Annotated in this window: 18 protein-coding genes; all 18 read left to right on the forward strand. The window is 31.1% G+C overall.

The features are described 5' to 3' along the window. A partial coding sequence (locus HMPREF2930_RS06510; protein WP_141744263.1) for a beta-class phenol-soluble modulin occupies positions 1 to 78 on the forward strand: 78 nt, incomplete at its 5' end. A gap of 125 nt (positions 79 to 203) precedes the next feature. Continuing rightward, complete coding sequence (locus HMPREF2930_RS06515; RefSeq protein WP_002448764.1) at positions 204 to 893, forward strand: YjjG family noncanonical pyrimidine nucleotidase; 690 nt, start codon at positions 204 to 206, stop codon at positions 891 to 893. Between the two features lie 380 nt (positions 894 to 1,273). Then, positions 1,274 to 2,887: a bacillithiol biosynthesis cysteine-adding enzyme BshC gene (gene bshC, locus HMPREF2930_RS06520; RefSeq protein WP_017174535.1), complete on the forward strand. Its 1,614-nt coding sequence runs from the start codon at positions 1,274 to 1,276 to the stop codon at positions 2,885 to 2,887. Positions 2,888 to 3,029: 142 nt separating this feature from the next. Further along, positions 3,030 to 3,461, forward strand: coding sequence for a division/cell wall cluster transcriptional repressor MraZ (gene mraZ, locus HMPREF2930_RS06525; protein ID WP_017174536.1), 432 nt, complete (start codon positions 3,030 to 3,032; stop codon positions 3,459 to 3,461). A gap of 14 nt (positions 3,462 to 3,475) precedes the next feature. Then, on the forward strand, positions 3,476 to 4,411 hold the full coding sequence (gene rsmH / locus HMPREF2930_RS06530) for a 16S rRNA (cytosine(1402)-N(4))-methyltransferase RsmH (protein ID WP_017174537.1): 936 nt from the start codon (positions 3,476 to 3,478) through the stop codon (positions 4,409 to 4,411). A gap of 13 nt (positions 4,412 to 4,424) precedes the next feature. Then, positions 4,425 to 4,826, forward strand: a complete 402-nt coding sequence (gene ftsL / locus HMPREF2930_RS06535; protein ID WP_017174538.1) for a cell division protein FtsL — start codon at positions 4,425 to 4,427, stop codon at positions 4,824 to 4,826. Next, positions 4,807 to 7,053: a penicillin-binding protein gene (locus HMPREF2930_RS06540; protein WP_037540980.1), complete on the forward strand. Its 2,247-nt coding sequence runs from the start codon at positions 4,807 to 4,809 to the stop codon at positions 7,051 to 7,053. Before ftsL ends, HMPREF2930_RS06540 begins: the two co-directional genes overlap by 20 nt. 174 nt (positions 7,054 to 7,227) lie before the next feature. Continuing rightward, positions 7,228 to 8,193, forward strand: coding sequence for a phospho-N-acetylmuramoyl-pentapeptide-transferase (gene mraY, locus HMPREF2930_RS06545; RefSeq protein ID WP_017174540.1), 966 nt, complete (start codon positions 7,228 to 7,230; stop codon positions 8,191 to 8,193). A 1-nt stretch (position 8,194) separates the two neighbouring features. Next, positions 8,195 to 9,541, forward strand: a complete 1,347-nt coding sequence (gene murD, locus HMPREF2930_RS06550) for a UDP-N-acetylmuramoyl-L-alanine--D-glutamate ligase (RefSeq protein ID WP_017174541.1) — start codon at positions 8,195 to 8,197, stop codon at positions 9,539 to 9,541. Positions 9,542 to 9,559: 18 nt separating this feature from the next. Further along, positions 9,560 to 10,705, forward strand: a complete 1,146-nt coding sequence (locus HMPREF2930_RS06555) for a cell division protein FtsQ/DivIB (RefSeq protein ID WP_019835559.1) — start codon at positions 9,560 to 9,562, stop codon at positions 10,703 to 10,705. A gap of 103 nt (positions 10,706 to 10,808) precedes the next feature. Next, positions 10,809 to 12,242, forward strand: coding sequence for a cell division protein FtsA (gene ftsA, locus HMPREF2930_RS06560; RefSeq protein WP_017174543.1), 1,434 nt, complete (start codon positions 10,809 to 10,811; stop codon positions 12,240 to 12,242). Positions 12,243 to 12,271: 29 nt separating this feature from the next. Then, entirely contained in the window at positions 12,272 to 13,450 is a 1,179-nt protein-coding gene (ftsZ, locus tag HMPREF2930_RS06565; protein WP_017174544.1) for a cell division protein FtsZ, read from the forward strand. Positions 13,451 to 13,604: 154 nt separating this feature from the next. Further along, positions 13,605 to 14,435 carry a peptidoglycan editing factor PgeF gene (gene pgeF, locus HMPREF2930_RS06570; RefSeq protein ID WP_048685142.1) on the forward strand — a complete coding sequence of 277 codons (831 nt, stop codon included), beginning with the start codon at positions 13,605 to 13,607 and terminating at the stop codon, positions 14,433 to 14,435. Between the two features lie 62 nt (positions 14,436 to 14,497). Continuing rightward, positions 14,498 to 15,172, forward strand: coding sequence for a YggS family pyridoxal phosphate-dependent enzyme (locus HMPREF2930_RS06575; RefSeq protein ID WP_070597267.1), 675 nt, complete (start codon positions 14,498 to 14,500; stop codon positions 15,170 to 15,172). Between the two features lie 5 nt (positions 15,173 to 15,177). Next, positions 15,178 to 15,768, forward strand: coding sequence for a cell division protein SepF (gene sepF, locus HMPREF2930_RS06580; RefSeq protein ID WP_002455458.1), 591 nt, complete (start codon positions 15,178 to 15,180; stop codon positions 15,766 to 15,768). 22 nt (positions 15,769 to 15,790) lie between these two features. Then, a complete protein-coding gene (locus tag HMPREF2930_RS06585; RefSeq protein WP_002455457.1) occupies positions 15,791 to 16,087 on the forward strand; it encodes a YggT family protein in 297 nt (98 codons plus the stop codon). A gap of 75 nt (positions 16,088 to 16,162) precedes the next feature. Continuing rightward, positions 16,163 to 16,936: a YlmH family RNA-binding protein gene (locus HMPREF2930_RS06590; protein ID WP_029376746.1), complete on the forward strand. Its 774-nt coding sequence runs from the start codon at positions 16,163 to 16,165 to the stop codon at positions 16,934 to 16,936. A 63-nt stretch (positions 16,937 to 16,999) separates the two neighbouring features. After that, the gene (locus HMPREF2930_RS06595; RefSeq protein WP_037540982.1) at positions 17,000 to 17,680 is read left to right on the forward strand and encodes a DivIVA domain-containing protein; all 681 of its coding nucleotides are present in this window, start codon (positions 17,000 to 17,002) and stop codon (positions 17,678 to 17,680) included. The last annotated feature ends 202 nt before the right edge of the window (positions 17,681 to 17,882 follow it).

A 17,882-nucleotide genomic window follows, 5' to 3' on the forward strand; every position in this document is an offset into this window, starting at 1 on the left:
TGGACAAAATTAGGTACAAGTATTGTTGACATTGTATCAAGTGGTGCAAGTGTATTAGGTAAAGTATTTGGTTTCTAATACTTAATAGCAAGTATTCAACACTTAAGGATTAATCCTTAAGTGTTTTTATTTTTTGGCATTATTTAATGAATCATGACAAATCTGCTAAAATAATATACATATTATAATTTAGGAGTATAAAAATGAAATACGATACTATTTTACTTGATTTTGATGATACAATTGTGGACTTTTTTGATGCAGAAGATCGAGCATTTCATCAAATGGCACATCATTTCGGTCATTATCCAACTGAAGAAGATTTTCAATATTTTAAGAAAGTAAATCAAAATCATTGGGAAGCATTTCAAAAAAATGAACTATCTAAAGAAGAAGTATTAACACATCGTTTTATTAATTATTTTAAAGAGTATGGCATAGACGTAGATGGTAAAAAAGCCGATGTTTTATTTAGAGACGAACTAGCTAAAGCACCATTAAAATTCTTCAACTCTACTTTAGAAACAATTGATCGATTAAGCCAAGAATGTGAATTGTTTATTGTGACTAATGGTGTTACAGATACTCAAAAACGTCGTATTGCTCAATTAGAGTTTAAAGATATCTTATCTGGAGTATATATATCAGAAGAAACAGGATATCAAAAACCTATGAGTGAATTTTTTGATTATATCTTTGAGAGAATTGGTGAAGAAAAAAGAAAGACTTCAATAATAGTAGGAGATTCTCTTACATCAGATATACTAGGTGGAAAAAATGCTGGTATTACAACATGTTGGTTTAATTATCGTAATAAAGAAAATAACAGTGATATTGTACCGGATTATGAAATACAATCTTTGTATGAATTGGTTAATTTAGTGGAAGAATGATTAATAACAGACCTGAGCTAAATGGCTCAGGCTTATTTATGCAAATAGCGTTTATAGCTTAATGATTTGGAAACCATACTAGTATATTGAACCCTTATGCAAATCTTTATTATTAATTTCTTTTTCTTTAAATTCCTCAAATAATTCAACAGTTTTTTTAATTTATTTAAAGATGTTGAACTTTGCTCATGTTTTCATTATCATTTAAATTCTTTATATATATTGTATCGTCATTAATATACGATTTTCATTTAATAACATATTAATTACTTATAATCTGATAAAATGGATTTGAATTTCAATATTTAAGCCGTAAAATTGTCATCTAAGGATATAATCTTTATACTGAATAAGTAATGTTATATTGAAGGAGTAAGGGAATGAACTGTAAAGTAACTAATTTTCAAGAAAAAGATTCATTTATTACTAAGTTAGAAAACAGTGATGAAACATTATTGAAATTTTATCAATATAATCCAGTCAAACCATCTAGTTTTAATCAAAGAATGAATCGTCCTAATAATGGTAGAGAGCAACAACTTGCTCAAGTGATTAAATCATATATGTCAGATTTGAATATAACAGAAATTCAACAGACTCATCTTACTGCACTCAGTGAAGGAGCTAAAGTGGTAATTGGGGGCCAGCAAGCTGGTCTTTTTGGTGGACCTTTATATACGTTTCATAAAATTCTTTCAATTGTTAATTTAAGTCGTGAGTTAACTGAAACATACCAACAAACAGTTGTACCTGTTTTTTGGATTGCTGGTGAAGATCATGACTTTGAAGAAGTAAATCATACGTATGCTTATAATGCAAAAGACGCTCAATTACATAAAGTAAAATATCATACAATGACACCGCTTGAAACAAGCGTCTCTCGCTATATTCCAGAAAAGGAACAGATGATTGAAGCACTTAATCAATTTTTTAAAGAATTAAAAGAAACGAAACATACTAACGCACTTTATCAAGTATGTTTAGAGATTATAGAAAAGTACAATAATTGGACTGATATTTTTAAAGGGTTACTTCAAGAAGTATTTAAAGATTACGGTGTACTATTTATTGATGCTCAATATGAAAAAATTCGTGAATTGGAGAAGCCATTATTAAAAAATATTATTCAAAAACATAATGAAATTAACCAGGCGTTTAGAAAAACACAAAAATTAACTACGCAATCAGGTTTAAACAAAATGATTGAAACAGATACCAATGTCCATTTGTTCCTTCATGAAGATAGTATGCGTCAACTAATTATTAAAAAAGATGATGTATTCAAATTGAGTAAATCAGATATTACATATAATAAAGATGAATTGTTAAAATTAGTTGAAAAAGAACCAACTCGTTTTTCTAATAATGTTGTAACTAGACCAGTAATGGAAGAATGGCTATTTAATACGGTAGCTTTTATTGGAGGACCAAGTGAAATTAAATACTGGGCTGAATTGAATGAAGTATTTAAAATTTTAGATGTTGAAATGCCTATTGTTTTACCAAGAATGAAAATCACTTATTTACCAATTAGAATAGAAAAGCTAATTAATCAGTATAAGTTAAATGCTGAAAATGTTATTATGAACGGTATAGAAACGGATAGAGAAAACTTCGTTCGTAGCAAAGCCTCAGATACATTTATTAAAAAAGTAGAGTCTTTAAAAGAGAATCATGCCAAAATATACGAATTACTTCTTAAAGAAGTGAATGATAATCATGACAATATCAATTTAGTAAAGAAAAATTATGACATTCATAATAAACAATTTGAATATTTATTAAACCGATATTTACTTAACATTGAAAGAGATAACGATATAAGTATGAAACATTTTAGAGAGATTGAACATGTATTGCATCCAATGGGTGGTCTACAAGAAAGAATTTGGAATCCACTTCAAATGATGAATGAATTTGGGATAGATGCGTTCAGTCCCTCCACTTATCCTCCACTTAAATATACATTTAACCAAATAGTTATAAAACCTTAATTTGTAAGGGAGAGACCCATATTATTTAAATAGATAATATGGGTCTTTTTATGTCAAATTAAAGAATTTTAAGATATTTTACATAATTAGTGGAGGATAGTGGTGAGATGTGGTAAATTATTAATAAGGTGAGGTGGTAATAATGTTCATGGGAGAATACGAGCATCAATTAGATGCTAAAGGACGTATGATAATTCCATCTAAGTTTAGATATGACTTAAATGAACGTTTTATTATCACACGAGGCCTTGATAAATGTTTGTTTGGCTACACGCTTGAAGAATGGCAACAGATTGAAGAGAAAATGAAAACCTTACCTATGACAAAAAAAGACGCACGTAAGTTTATGCGTATGTTCTTCTCTGGAGCTATCGAAGTAGAGCTAGATAAGCAAGGGCGTATTAACATTCCTCAAAATTTGAGGAAATACGCAAATTTAACAAAAGAATGTACGGTAATAGGTGTCTCAAATCGTATAGAGATTTGGGATAGAGGAACTTGGAATGAATTTTATGAAGAATCAGAAGAAAGTTTTGAAGATATTGCCGAAGATTTGATAGATTTTGATTTTTAATGGAGGAATTTATAGTGTTTCATCATGTAAGCGTTATGCTAAAAGAAACAATAGATGAATTAGACATCAAAGAGGATGGCATATATGTAGATTGTACGCTTGGTGGAGCCGGTCATGCACTCTATTTATTAAATCAATTAAACGATGACGGTAGGTTGATTGCAATCGATCAAGATACTACTGCCTTAGAAAATGCTAAAGAAGTACTAAAAGATCACTTACACAAGGTCACGTTTGTACATAATAACTTTAGAGAATTAACTGATATTTTGAAAAATTTAGGAATTGAAAAAGTAGATGGTATTTACTATGACTTAGGTGTTTCAAGTCCACAACTTGATATACCTGAAAGAGGATTTAGTTATCATCATGATGCAAAGTTAGATATGCGTATGGATCAAACGCAAGAATTAACTGCATATGATGTTGTTAATGATTGGTCTTATGAAGCATTGGTTAAAATCTTTTATCGTTATGGAGAAGAAAAGTTTTCTAAACAAATAGCGAGAAGAATAGAAGCACACCGTGAACAACAACCTATTGAAACAACATTAGAGCTTGTAGATATTATTAAAGAAGGTATTCCAGCTAAAGCTCGAAGAAAAGGTGGTCATCCTGCTAAACGCATTTTTCAAGCGATAAGAATAGCAGTGAACGATGAACTATCTGCGTTCGAAGATTCAATTGAACAAGCCATTGAGCATGTTAAAGTAAAAGGTAGGATTTCAGTCATTACTTTCCATTCTCTGGAAGATAGACTATGCAAGCAAATTTTCCAAGAATACGAAAAAGGACCTGACGTGCCTAGAGGGTTACCAATTATTCCTGAAGCTTATACACCTAAGTTAAAACGAGTAAATCGTAAACCAATTACTGCTACAGATGAGGATTTAGACGAAAATAATAGAGCACGTAGTGCAAAATTACGTGTTGCTGAAATATTAAAATAAGGAGTAATTGAGGATGGCTGTAGAAAAAATTTACGAACCATATGAACACATTCAGCACACTAGCATACCGAAAGAACAACCAAAAACACAATCTGAGACGAAAACAGTAACTAAAAAGGTTGTTGTTCAACTTACGCGATTTGAGAAATTTTTATACATAACGCTTGTCACAGCAATTGCTGTTCTAGCAATCTATATGCTATCTTTAAAAATGGATGCATACGATACAAATGATAAAATTGCCGAGTTAGATCAAAAGATTGAACAACAATCTAATGAAAACAATGCAATTCAATCTGAAATTAAGAAAAATTCTTCTTATGAGCGCATTTACGATCAGGCTAAAAAACAAGGTATGAGCCTAAAGAACGATAATGTAAAGGTAGTGCGTACTAATGGCGAAGCGAAAAATTAAAATTAGAAAAAATAAATTAGGAGCAGTCCTCCTTGTTGGATTATTCGGACTGCTCTTTTTTGTATTGGTTTTAAGATATTCATATATCATGATAACTGGACATTCAGATGGACAAAATTTAGTGATGCGCGCTAATGAAAAATATCTCGTAAAAACGCAAGAACAGCCTGAAAGAGGGAAAATTTACGATAGAAACGGTAAAATTTTAGCCGAAGATGTTCAACGATATAAATTAGTAGCTATTATTGATAAAAATGCTGGAGAAGTTGGTGATACACCAAGGTATGTTAAAGATAAAAAGAAAACAGCAAAACAATTATCAAAAATTATTGATATGAAGCCTGATGAAATTGAAAAGCGTCTTAATCAAAAGAAAGCCTTTCAAGTTGAATTTGGACAGAAAGGGACAAATTTAACATATCAAGATAAAGTTAAACTCGATAAAATGGACTTACCAGGCATCACCTTATATCCAGAAACTGAACGATTCTATCCTAACGGTAATTTTGCTTCTCATTTAATTGGTATGGCTCAAAAAAATCCTGATACCGGGGAATTAAATGGTGCATTAGGTGTAGAAAAGATTTTTAATAGTTATCTAAATGGACAGAAAGGCTCGCTATCTTATATACATGACATTTGGGGTTATATTGCACCAAACAGTAAAAATGAAAAAGCGCCAAAACGTGGTGATGACGTTCATTTAACCATTGATTCAAATATACAAGTATTTGTCGAAGAGGCCCTTGATGATATGGTGAAACGATATGAACCAAAAGATTTATTTGCAGTGGTTATGGATGCGAAAACAGGAGAAATTCTTGCATATAGTCAACGTCCAACGTTCAACCCCGAAACGGGTAAAGACTTTGGAAAAAAATGGGCGAATGATTTATATCAAAATGCCTATGAGCCTGGGTCAACATTTAAATCATATGGATTAGCAGCTGCCATTCAAGAAGGTAAATTTAATCCTAAAGAAAAATTTGAATCTGGTCATCGTGATATTATGGGTTCAAGAATTTCTGACTGGAATAAAACCGGTTGGGGAGAAATTCCAATGTCATTAGGTTTCACTTACTCATCTAATACATTGATGATGCATCTTCAAGATTTAGTTGGTGCTGACAAAATGAAATCTTGGTACGAGCGCTTTGGTTTTGGTAAATCAACAAATGGCATGTTTGACGGAGAATTAAAAGGAAATATTGCTTGGTCAAATGAATTACAACAAAAAACATCAGCATTCGGTCAATCGACTACAGTGACACCTGTACAAATGATACAAGCACAATCAGCTTTCTTTAATAAAGGAAATATGTTAAAACCTTGGTTTGTTCAAAGTATAGACAATCCAATTTCAAAGAAAACATTCTATAAAGGTGAAAAGAAAATAGCTGGAAAACCTATTACTTCAGAAACTGCGGATAAAGTTGAAACAGAATTAGATAAAGTAGTAAATAGTGATAAAAGTCATGCTTCCAATTATCGTATTGATGGTTATGATATTGAAGGGAAAACAGGTACTGCTCAGGTCGTTAATGAAAATGGTAGTGGATACGTTAAAGGAGCAAATCCCTACTTTGTAAGCTTTATGGGAGATGCGCCAAAAAAACATCCAAGAGTTATTGTTTATGCCGGTATGAGTCTTGCTCAGAAAAATGACCAAGAAGCATATGAATTAGGGGTAAGTAAAGCTTTTAAACCTATCATGGAAAATACACTTAAGTATTTAAATGTAGGCTCTAAAAAAGATGAGACTCAATCAGCACAGTATAGTAAAGTGCCAAATGTTGTAGGGCAACCAAGTCAAAAGGCACAAGATAGTCTTAAAGGAAAAGATTTACAACCTGTCATTATTGGTAATGGTAATACAATAAAAGCTCAATCTACTAGAGCTAATACAAAATTATTACCGAATAGTAAAGTGTTAGCAGTGACAGACGGCGATATTACTATGCCCAATATGAAAGGTTGGACAACAGACGATGTCCTAGCCTTCCAAGAATTAACTGGAATCAATGTTACGACTAAAGGCAGTGGATACGTAACAAAACAATCTGTAGCGAGTGGGTCAACACTCAAAAGTAATAATAAAATTGAAATAGAATTATCTACTGATGATCCTAATGATAGTACATCCTTAACTGATTCGAGTGGATCTGATTCAAATAACACTTCAGATAATTCAACTGATACAACGTCTAATGATAAAAACGATTCATAAGAACAAATGACGTCGTTTTAAATGATAATAAATAAGGTGTCATATATTATGTATACCTTATTTATAATCTCATTTTCTTACATAATATATATAAAATTAGTTTGAAAATTGATAAGATTATAAAGGAAATAAAGTGAAAAACGAATAAATTTAAAATACATAAAGGAGATTACCATGCTTTTTATATTTGCGATTATCGCATTACTTATCACATTTATTTTAGTTCCTGTACTTATACCGACACTTAAAAGAATGAAATTTGGGCAAAGTATCCGCGAAGAAGGCCCTCAAAGTCATATGAAAAAAACGGGTACACCAACCATGGGTGGTTTAACATTTTTAATTAGTATTATTATTACATCTATTATTGCTATATTTTTCACAGATCATTCCAATCCCATTATTCTATTACTCTTTGTCACAATAGGATTTGGACTCATTGGCTTTATTGATGATTACATTATTGTTGTTAAAAAAAATAACCAAGGACTTACAAGTAAGCAGAAATTTTTAGCTCAAATTGCAATAGCAATTATATTTTTCATTCTAAGCGATGTTTTTCATTTAATAGAATTTTCAACAAGTATAAATATTCCATTTACTAATTTTGGAATTCCATTGTCGTTTGCGTACGTTATTTTTATTGTTTTTTGGCAAGTTGGGTTTTCAAACGCAGTTAATTTAACTGATGGATTGGATGGATTAGCAACTGGCTTATCAATTATTGGATTCACTATGTATGCAATTATGAGTTTCATGTTAAATGCCCCTGCAATTGGTACTTTTTGTATTATTATGATTTTTGCATTACTCGGTTTCTTACCGTATAACTTAAATCCAGCCAAAGTATTTATGGGAGATACAGGAAGCTTAGCATTAGGAGGTATTTTTGCTACAATTTCAATCATGTTAAACCAAGAATTTTCATTACTTTTTGTAGGTTTAGTATTTGTTATCGAAACATTATCAGTAATGTTGCAAGTATCATCTTATAAATTAACTAAAAAAAGAATCTTTAAAATGACACCAATTCATCATCATTTTGAACTTAGCGGATGGAGTGAATGGAAAGTTGTTTCAGTATTTTGGCTTGTGGGCTTAATTTCAGGATTAATTGGATTATGGATAGGAGTGCATTAGAATGCTAAATTATACAGGATTAGAGAATAAAGATGTTCTTGTAGTTGGATTAGCAAAAAGTGGTTATGAAGCTGCTAAGTTATTAGTTAAATTAGGTGCAAATGTAACTGTAAATGATGGGAAAGATTTATCTAAAGATCCCCATGCAAAAGACTTAGAAACATTAGGTGTGAAAATTGTTGATGGTGGTCATCCATTATCATTACTTGATAGCAACCCGATTATTGTTAAAAACCCAGGTATACCTTATACAGTTTCAATTATTGATGAAGCATATCAACGAGGCCTTAAAATTTTAACTGAAGTAGAATTAAGTTATTTAATTTCTGAAGCTCCAATTATCGCTGTGACTGGTACAAATGGTAAAACAACAACAACTTCTCTCATTGGAGATATGTTTAAAAAAAGTAGATTAACTGGAAGACTTTCAGGAAATATTGGGTATGTTGCTTCTAAAGTAGCTCAAGAAACGTCACCTGATGAATATCTAATCACTGAATTATCTTCATTCCAATTACTTGGCATTGAACATTACAAACCTCACATTGCCATCATTACAAATATCTATTCTGCTCATTTAGATTATCATGAGTCATTAGAAAATTATCAAAATGCGAAGCGACGTATTTACAAAAATCAAACAGAAGATGATTATTTGATTTGTAATTATCATCAACGTCATTTAATTGAAACTGAAAATTTAAAAGCTAAAACATTATATTTTTCTACTCAACAAGAAGTAGATGGCATCTATATTAAAGATAATTATATCGTTTATAATGATGTTAACCTTATTAATATTGATGATTTAGTTTTACCAGGAGAACATAACTTAGAAAATATTTTAGCTGCTGTTTTAGCTGCGATACTTGCAGGCGTACCAATTAAGGCTATCGTAGATAGTTTAACAACATTCTCAGGTATTGAACATCGATTACAATATATTGGAACGAATCGAACAAATAAATACTATAATGACTCTAAAGCAACCAATACATTAGCAACACAGTTTGCTTTAAATTCATTTAAACAACCTATTATCTGGTTATGTGGTGGTTTAGATCGAGGTAATGGATTTGATGAATTAATTCCTTACATGAAACATGTTAGAGTAATGGTAGTTTTCGGTGAAACTCAAGATAAATTCGCTAAATTAGGTAATAGTCAAGGTAAAGAAGTAATCAAGGCAGTTGATATAGAAGATGCAGTAAAAAAAGTTCAAGATGTCATTGAACCTAATGATGTTGTTTTACTTTCACCAGCATGTGCAAGTTGGGATCAATATAAAACATTTGAAGAACGCGGCGAAAGATTTATTGAAAGTTTCCGTGCATACCTACCATCTTAATTAAAGGATGTGAAGTAATTGGATGATACAAGGGGCAATAGAAATAAAAAGATTCGTTCTATCAAGCGTTCATTTGATAAAGACAAAACTGAATTAGAAAATGATAAAAATAAAAAAATTAAAGATGATGTTAAATCAAAAGATAGACTCCAAAAAGAAAAGAATCTTTCAAATGATAGAAGGTCAAATAAATCTTTAAATTCTTCGAAAAATAAAGGTGAAAATTTAAAGAAAGAAGTAAAAACAAGGTTAAGAGAAAAGCGCAATAAATTTCAAAATGATAAATATAGTCACTTAACGGTAGCTGAAAAACGAGAACAACAAAAGATAGATAAAAGAAAGCGACAAAAACGTATCCAATATATTATTGTTACTACTTTAATACTTTTAATTATATTATTTCTACTATATATGTTTACACCATTAAGTAGAATTTCTCATGTTAATATTAGTGGTAATCATAATGTAAGTGATAGCCAAGTTGAAAAAGAATTAAATATCAAAAAAGGATCACGCATTTATACTTTTAGTAAAAGCAAAGCTATCAATAATTTAAAGAAAAATTCATTAATCAAAGATGTTCAGATTAATAAACAGTTGCCTAATACTTTAAATGTTAAAATTATTGAAAATAATTTAGTAGGTATTGTAAAAGATAAAAATAAATATGTGCCAATAATTGAAGGAAATAAAAAATTAGACAATTATAATGGTGATATTGCGAATAGTGCACCTGTATTAGAAGATTTTAAAGGTGACAATTTAAATCGTATCACGAAAGCATTATCTAAAATGTCTAATGAAACGAGAGATATGATTTCAGAAATAAAATATGCACCTTTGCAGAATCAACAAAATCGAGTCCTTTTATATATGAAAGATGGCATGCAAGTAGTAGGAGACATCAATACTCTAGCTAACAAAATCGAGTATTATCCTCAAATGTCTCAATCTCTTGCAAAAGATAGTTCAGGTCAATTAAAAACACAAGGATATATTGATTTATCTGTAGGAGCATCATTTATTCCATATAATGAAAATAGCAGTATTAATTCTAAGTCCGATCAAAATGTTCGTCAAAAAACACAGCAAGAAACAGAAGCAAAAAATGAATTACAAAGTGCATTAAATAAAATAAGCGAACAATCGGATACAAATAATTAAAAAATTTCGATAATAATATGTGTTTATAGTTCACAAGCTAAACGACGTATTGTAAACTAAATATAGTGTATTTTAATAGTATTTTGTCAGGAGGTGCCTATCTATGGAGGAACATTACTATGTAAGCATAGATATTGGTTCATCAAGTGTTAAAACAATAGTAGGCGAAAAATTTCACAATGGTATTAATGTGATAGGTACAGGGCAAACCTACACTAGCGGTATTAAGAATGGATTGATTGATGATTTTGATATTGCGAAACAAGCAATTAAAGATACAATTAAAAAAGCTTCTATCGCATCAGGTGTGGATATAAAAGAAGTTTTCTTAAAATTACCTATCATCGGTACTGAAGTGTATGATGAAGAAAACGAAATTGATTTTTACGAAGATACAGAAATTAGTGGATCACATATTGAAACAGTATTGGAAGGTATACGTCAAAAAAATGATGTACCTGATACAGAAGTTATTGATGTGTTTCCGATTAGATTCATTGTAGATGGAGATAACGAGGTTTCGGATCCTAAAGAACTCATTGCAAGACACTCGTTAAAAGTAGAAGCAGGTGTTATTGCAATTCACAAGTCAATTCTAATTAATATGATTAAATGTGTAGAATCTTGTGGAGTAGATGTATTGGACGTCTATTCAGATGCTTATAACTATGGCTCTATTTTATCTGCAACTGAAAAAGAATTAGGTGCATGTGTAATTGATATTGGTGAAGATCTCACTCAAATCGCCTTTTATGAACGCGGTGAACTTGTAGATGCCGATTCAATTGAATTAGCTGGACGTGATATTACAGATGATATCGCAGAAGAATTAAACACTACATATGAAACAGCTGAAAAAATTAAACATCAATATGGACATGCTTATACACAATCAGCGTCTGATCAAGACGTTTTCAGTGTTGATCAGGTAGATAGTGACGAATTAGTAGAGTATACTCAAAAAGATTTAAGTGCAGTTATTGAAAGAACAGTGCAAGATATCTTTGATGAAGTATTTGATGTGTTGGTAGATTTAGGATTAACTAAAGTAAATGGTGGATTCATTGTTACAGGTGGTTCTTCAAACTTATTGGGCGTTAAAGAATTACTAAGTACAATGGTTAATGAAAAAATAAGAATCCATACACCTTCTCAAATGGGAATTAGAAAACCTGAATTTACTTCAGCGATTTCTACAATATCTAGTAGTATCACATTTGATGAATTATTAGATTATGTTACAATAAATTATCAAGATAATGATGAATTTGAAGAAGAAGTCATTGAAAATGACGAACACAATCATACTTCAAAATCAGGTGGCTTTGACTGGTTTAAACGTAAATCTAATAAAAACGAAGACACTGACGAAAATCATCAGCCGGAAGTACGTGAAAAAGCGGAGAAACATGATGATTATGAAACGTATGATGAAAACAACCATCAAGATGGAACACATCATTATGATGATGAACATGAAAAATCTGATAAAGAAGAAAGCAAATTTAAAAAGCTTATGAAATCTCTATTTGAATAATTGGCCATTAAGACTAGGAGGAAAAATAAATGTTAGAATTTGAACAAGGATTTAATCATTTGGCGACATTAAAAGTCATCGGTGTAGGTGGCGGCGGTAACAACGCTGTTAACCGCATGATTGATCATGGAATGAACAATGTTGAATTTATTGCAATTAACACTGATGGGCAAGCTTTAAACTTATCTAAAGCAGAATCTAAGATACAAATCGGTGAAAAATTAACACGTGGTTTAGGTGCAGGTGCAAATCCAGAAATTGGAAAAAAAGCTGCTGAAGAATCACGCGAACAAATTGAAGATGCTATTCAAGGCGCTGATATGGTATTTGTTACTGCTGGTATGGGTGGCGGTACTGGTACAGGTGCTGCACCAGTAGTTGCTAAAATTGCTAAAGAAATGGGAGCATTAACAGTAGGTGTTGTAACTCGTCCATTTGGCTTCGAAGGACGTAAACGTTCTACACAAGCAGCAGCAGGTGTTGAAGCAATGAAAGCGGCAGTTGATACATTAATTGTTATTCCTAACGATCGTTTATTAGATATTGTTGATAAATCAACTCCTATGATGGAAGCATTTAAAGAAGCAGATAATGTTTTACGTCAAGGTGTTCAAGGTATCTCTGATTTAATCGCTGTATCAGGTGAAGTGAACTTAGACTTTGCTGACGTTAAGACAATTATGTCTAACCAAGGTTCTGCATTAATGGGTATTGGTGTATCTTCAGGCGAAAATAGAGCAGTGGAAGCTGCTAAAAAAGCTATTTCATCTCCATTACTTGAAACATCAATTGTTGGTGCTCAAGGTGTGTTAATGAACATTACAGGTGGAGAATCTTTATCTTTATTCGAAGCCCAAGAAGCAGCTGATATTGTACAAGATGCAGCAGATGAAGATGTAAATATGATTTTTGGTACTGTAATTAATCCAGAATTGCAAGATGAAATTGTTGTAACAGTAATCGCAACTGGATTTGAAGATAAACCAACATCTCAAGGACGTAAAGCGTCAAGTACTGGTTTTGGTTCAAGTGCAACTTCTAGTACATCAACTCAAAGTGCACCAAAAGAAGACTCATTCACACATAGTACATCTAATTCACGTCCTTCTGATGGTCTAAGCGAAAGAAGTCATACTACTAAAGATGATGATATTCCTAGCTTTATTCGTAATAGAGAAGAAAGACGTTCTAGAAGAACTAGACGCTAATATTAAAGTATAAATATAAAGAAAGGAGCAGTGATTTCTGAGGAGAATGCTGCTCTTTTTGTTTTGTTTAATTTAAAAAGAAATATGTTATATAATACATTTATCTACATCTTTTAATCGAAATGCTGATAAAATATAAAACAATAGTCTAGGTATGACTATTCTTAAAAGTGAAGGTGGTTTTCACAACGTGGAAAAATTTATAAAACAGCCACATTATTTGAGTTATACATCACAATATGATCAGTTAACACTTGGTTTTACTACACGCGAAGATGGAAAGAGTCCATATCCAAGAGATGCATTTAATATGGCACGTTATATTGATGATGAACCTAGTTATGTGACGCATCATCAAGAGATATTAGCTAATGCTATCAACTTTCCTACACAACAATGGGTTTTTCCTATTCAAACACACGAAAATAATATCGCTCACATTACTAAAGCACATTGTGGCGCTAATATTAAGACATTAGGTAATGAATTATATGGAATTGATGGTATGTATACTTATGATTCAGATATATTATTAACGATGTGTTATGCTGATTGTGTACCTGTATATTTTTATAGTGAAAAACATCATTTTATCGCTCTAGCTCATGCGGGGTGGAGAGGAACATATGGTCAAATAGTAGTAGAAATGCTTAAATATGTAGAATTTGACTATCAAGATTTAAATGTAGTCATAGGTCCAGCGACTTCTTCAACCTATGAAATAAATGATGATATTAAAAAGAAATTTGAAACATTGCCTATTAATTCTGACAAATATATTGAAACACGAGATACTGATCGACATGGTATTGATTTAAAATTAGCCAACGCTTTATTATTAATAAATAGTGGCGTACCAGCTGAAAATATTAACATTACAAAATATACTACGTCAGAAGACTTATCGCTTTTTTTCTCTTATCGTGTTGAAAAAGGTAAAACTGGCAGGATGCTAGCATTTATAGGTCAAAAAGGAGAAGTGTAGTGTAATGCAGTTATATCACTATAATCCTTTATGTCATTACAAAGTTAAGAGGTTGATATATAATGAAAGTGACAGAAAATTTAGAAAAAATACAAACGGAAATTAATCATCATCTTGAAAAAAGTGTGATTAAGACCGCTCCAAACGTGATTGCAGTAACAAAATATGTTACAATAGACCGAGCAAAAGAAGCGTATGATGCTGGTTTAAGACACTTTGGAGAAAATAGAGTAGAAGGTTTTCTAGAAAAAAAACAAGCCTTACCTAAAGATGTTACAATGCATTTTATCGGTTCACTACAGTCTAGAAAAGTAAAAGATGTGATTAATGACATCGATTATTTACATGCATTAGATCGTTTGAATTTAGCAAAAGAAATTAATAAAAGAGCAACTCACACTATTTCATGCTTTATCCAAGTGAATGTTTCTGGTGAAGAAACTAAACATGGTATTGCGCTTAGTGAAGTTAATGATTTTATTGAACAAATTAAAGCATTCGACAATATTAAAATTGTTGGATTAATAACAATGGCGCCTTATACCGATGATAAGGACTACATACATCAGTTATTTAAACAATTGAGATTAAAACGAGATGAAATTAAAAACCTTAAATTAAATTATGCACCATGTGAATATTTATCTATGGGAATGAGTAATGATTATACTATTGCTGTAGAAGAAGGTGCTACATTTATAAGAATAGGGACTAAACTTGTTGGAGAAGAGGAGTGAGCCCCGTGGCTATCAAGGATTTATTTAATAATTTTTTCCTAATGGAAGATGAAGAAGAAGTCGAAAGCCCTGCTGAAAGACAACAGCGTGTAACACAAAATGAAGAAAATCAAAATCGTAATATGCAACAGCAACCTATTGAAAGAACACAGAATAATCAAAATCACTTAAAAACTGTACCTCAAAAGAAAGTATCAAAAAATTACAATACTGAAGAAAGGAATTATCGTATGGGAAATACATCAAATAAGTCTAATTCAAAAAATGTTGTTACTATGAATCAATCAGCTGGTACAGGTTATAGTAATTACGAAAATTCAAAAATGTGCTTATTTGAACCTCGTGTATTTTCAGATACTCAAGACATTGCAGATGAACTTAAAAATCGTCGTGCGACATTAGTTAACTTACAACGTATTGATAAAGTATCAGCGAAACGTATTATTGACTTCTTAAGTGGAACAGTTTATGCCATTGGCGGAGATATACAACGTGTAGGTGCTGATATCTTCCTTTGTACACCTGATAATGTTGAGGTGGCAGGTAGTATTACCGATCACCTTGAACAGATGAATACACAACAACATTACGAATAATTTAAGGAGTAGAATATAATATATGGATGTTGGTATATTAGCTAGTATATTTAACTTTATATTATTACTAGTTCAAATTTATTATTGGGGAATGATTATTTATTTCTTTACTTCATGGGTTCCAACAATTAGAGAATCTAAATTTGGATCATTTTTAAGTAAGATATATGAACCTTTCTTAGAGCCATTTAGAAAGATTATTCCACCCATTGGTATGATTGATATTTCATCAATTGTAGCATTATTTGTACTTGTATTATTTCAATATGGATTGAAAAGTATTTTTGATATGATATTAAATTATTTAATACTAAAATAATTTTATAATAAGTTAGTAGAGCCTGTGATATGCATAATGTCTCAGGCTCTTTAACACTTAAAAGAGGAGGCGTTAATCATCGATATTTATCAGCACTTTAGAAATGAAGAACAACCACTTATTGATCAATTATTAGATAAATGTGAACAAGTTAATCAACAATATGCACCTGTATTGACTTCATTTTTAGATCCTAGAGGACAATATATATTAGAAGTCATCGTCGGTAGTTTTGAAGATATGAAAGTGAGCTATTTCGGTGGTCAATCGGCAGAAAGAAAGAGAGCAATTATTGCGCCTAGTTATTTTGAACCTACTGAAGGTGATTTTGAAGAAGTATTAATCCAAATTAATTATCCTGAGAAATTTGTGTCTATTCAACATCAACATGTACTTGGAACTTTAATGTCTTTAGGTATAGAAAGAGAACAAGTAGGAGATATACTTGTTGGTGATACGATTCAGTTTGTTTTGACAAAGCAATTGGAATCATATATTATGATGGAATTAACAAAGATTAAAGGTGCTACAGTCAAACTTGATTCTATTCCATTTAAAGATATGATACAATCAAAAGAGAATTGGAATATTCATCATAGTACAGTCAGTGCTTTAAGATTAGATGTCGTTTTAAAAGAAATGATTCGAAAATCTAGATCAATTGCTAAACAATTAATTGAAAAAAAACGGGTAAAAGTGAATCATACTTTAATCGATTCTCCCGATTTTCAACTTCAAAACAATGATTTGCTCTCTATTCAAGGATTTGGACGTGCTCGAATTATTGATATAGGTGGCAAAACTAAAAAAGAAAAAGTTCATATAACGTATCAAACACTATTTAAGTAAATGATATTGATTGATAAATAATAAAAACACCTTTATGATGGTTTGTTTTAAGGAGGATAACAGATGGCTTTTACACCTAATGAAATAAGAAATAAGGAATTTACAAGAGTGAAAAATGGTTTGGAGCCTGCTGAAGTTAGCGACTTTTTAACTCAATTAAGTAATGAGATTGAAAGACTTAAAGAAGAAAAAAAACAACTTGAAAAAGTGCTTGAAGAGAGAGATACTAATATTAAATCTTATCAAGATGTTCATCAATCAGTAAGTGATGCGCTTATTCAAGCTCAACAAGCTGGAGAACAAACAAAAATTGCTGCCACAAAAGAATCAGAAGCAATTATCTCTAAAGCAAAAGCGCAAGCTGATGTGATTGTAAATGATGCTATTGAAAAAGCACGTCATTTATCTTTCCAAACTGAAGATATGAAACGTCAATCTAAAATATTTAGATCAAGATTTCGTATGCTTGTAGAAGCACAGCTGGATTTATTGAAAAATGATGATTGGGATTACTTATTAAATTATGATTTTGATGCAGAACAAGTGACACAAGAAAACATACAGCATTTAAATCCACAAGATGTAAATCCAAATGCGAATAGTGAAACTCCAACGAGTGAAACAACTGAGACATTATCAAATGAGGAAAATCAGTCAATCAATTCTAATGAAACAACTAATACAAATAAGTCTACTTCTGAAAATAAGGATGTTTCAAGTAGCGAATCATCATCAAATAAATAGTTAATAAAATGTCAGACACGTAAAAAATAATAAACTTTTCACAGCGAGTTAGGACACGGTGGAAGCCTAATATAAGTCTATTTTTTATATCACTGGCAAATTAAAATTTTATAATATTAAGAAGAGAACTCTAAGTTGAGTTAAGAAGGGTGGTACCGCGGATTTCCCGTCCCTATTAATTGAACTTAGAGTTCTTTTTATA

The organism is Staphylococcus sp. HMSC068C09 (assembly GCF_001813735.1).
Lineage (GTDB): Bacteria > Bacillota > Bacilli > Staphylococcales > Staphylococcaceae > Staphylococcus > Staphylococcus hominis.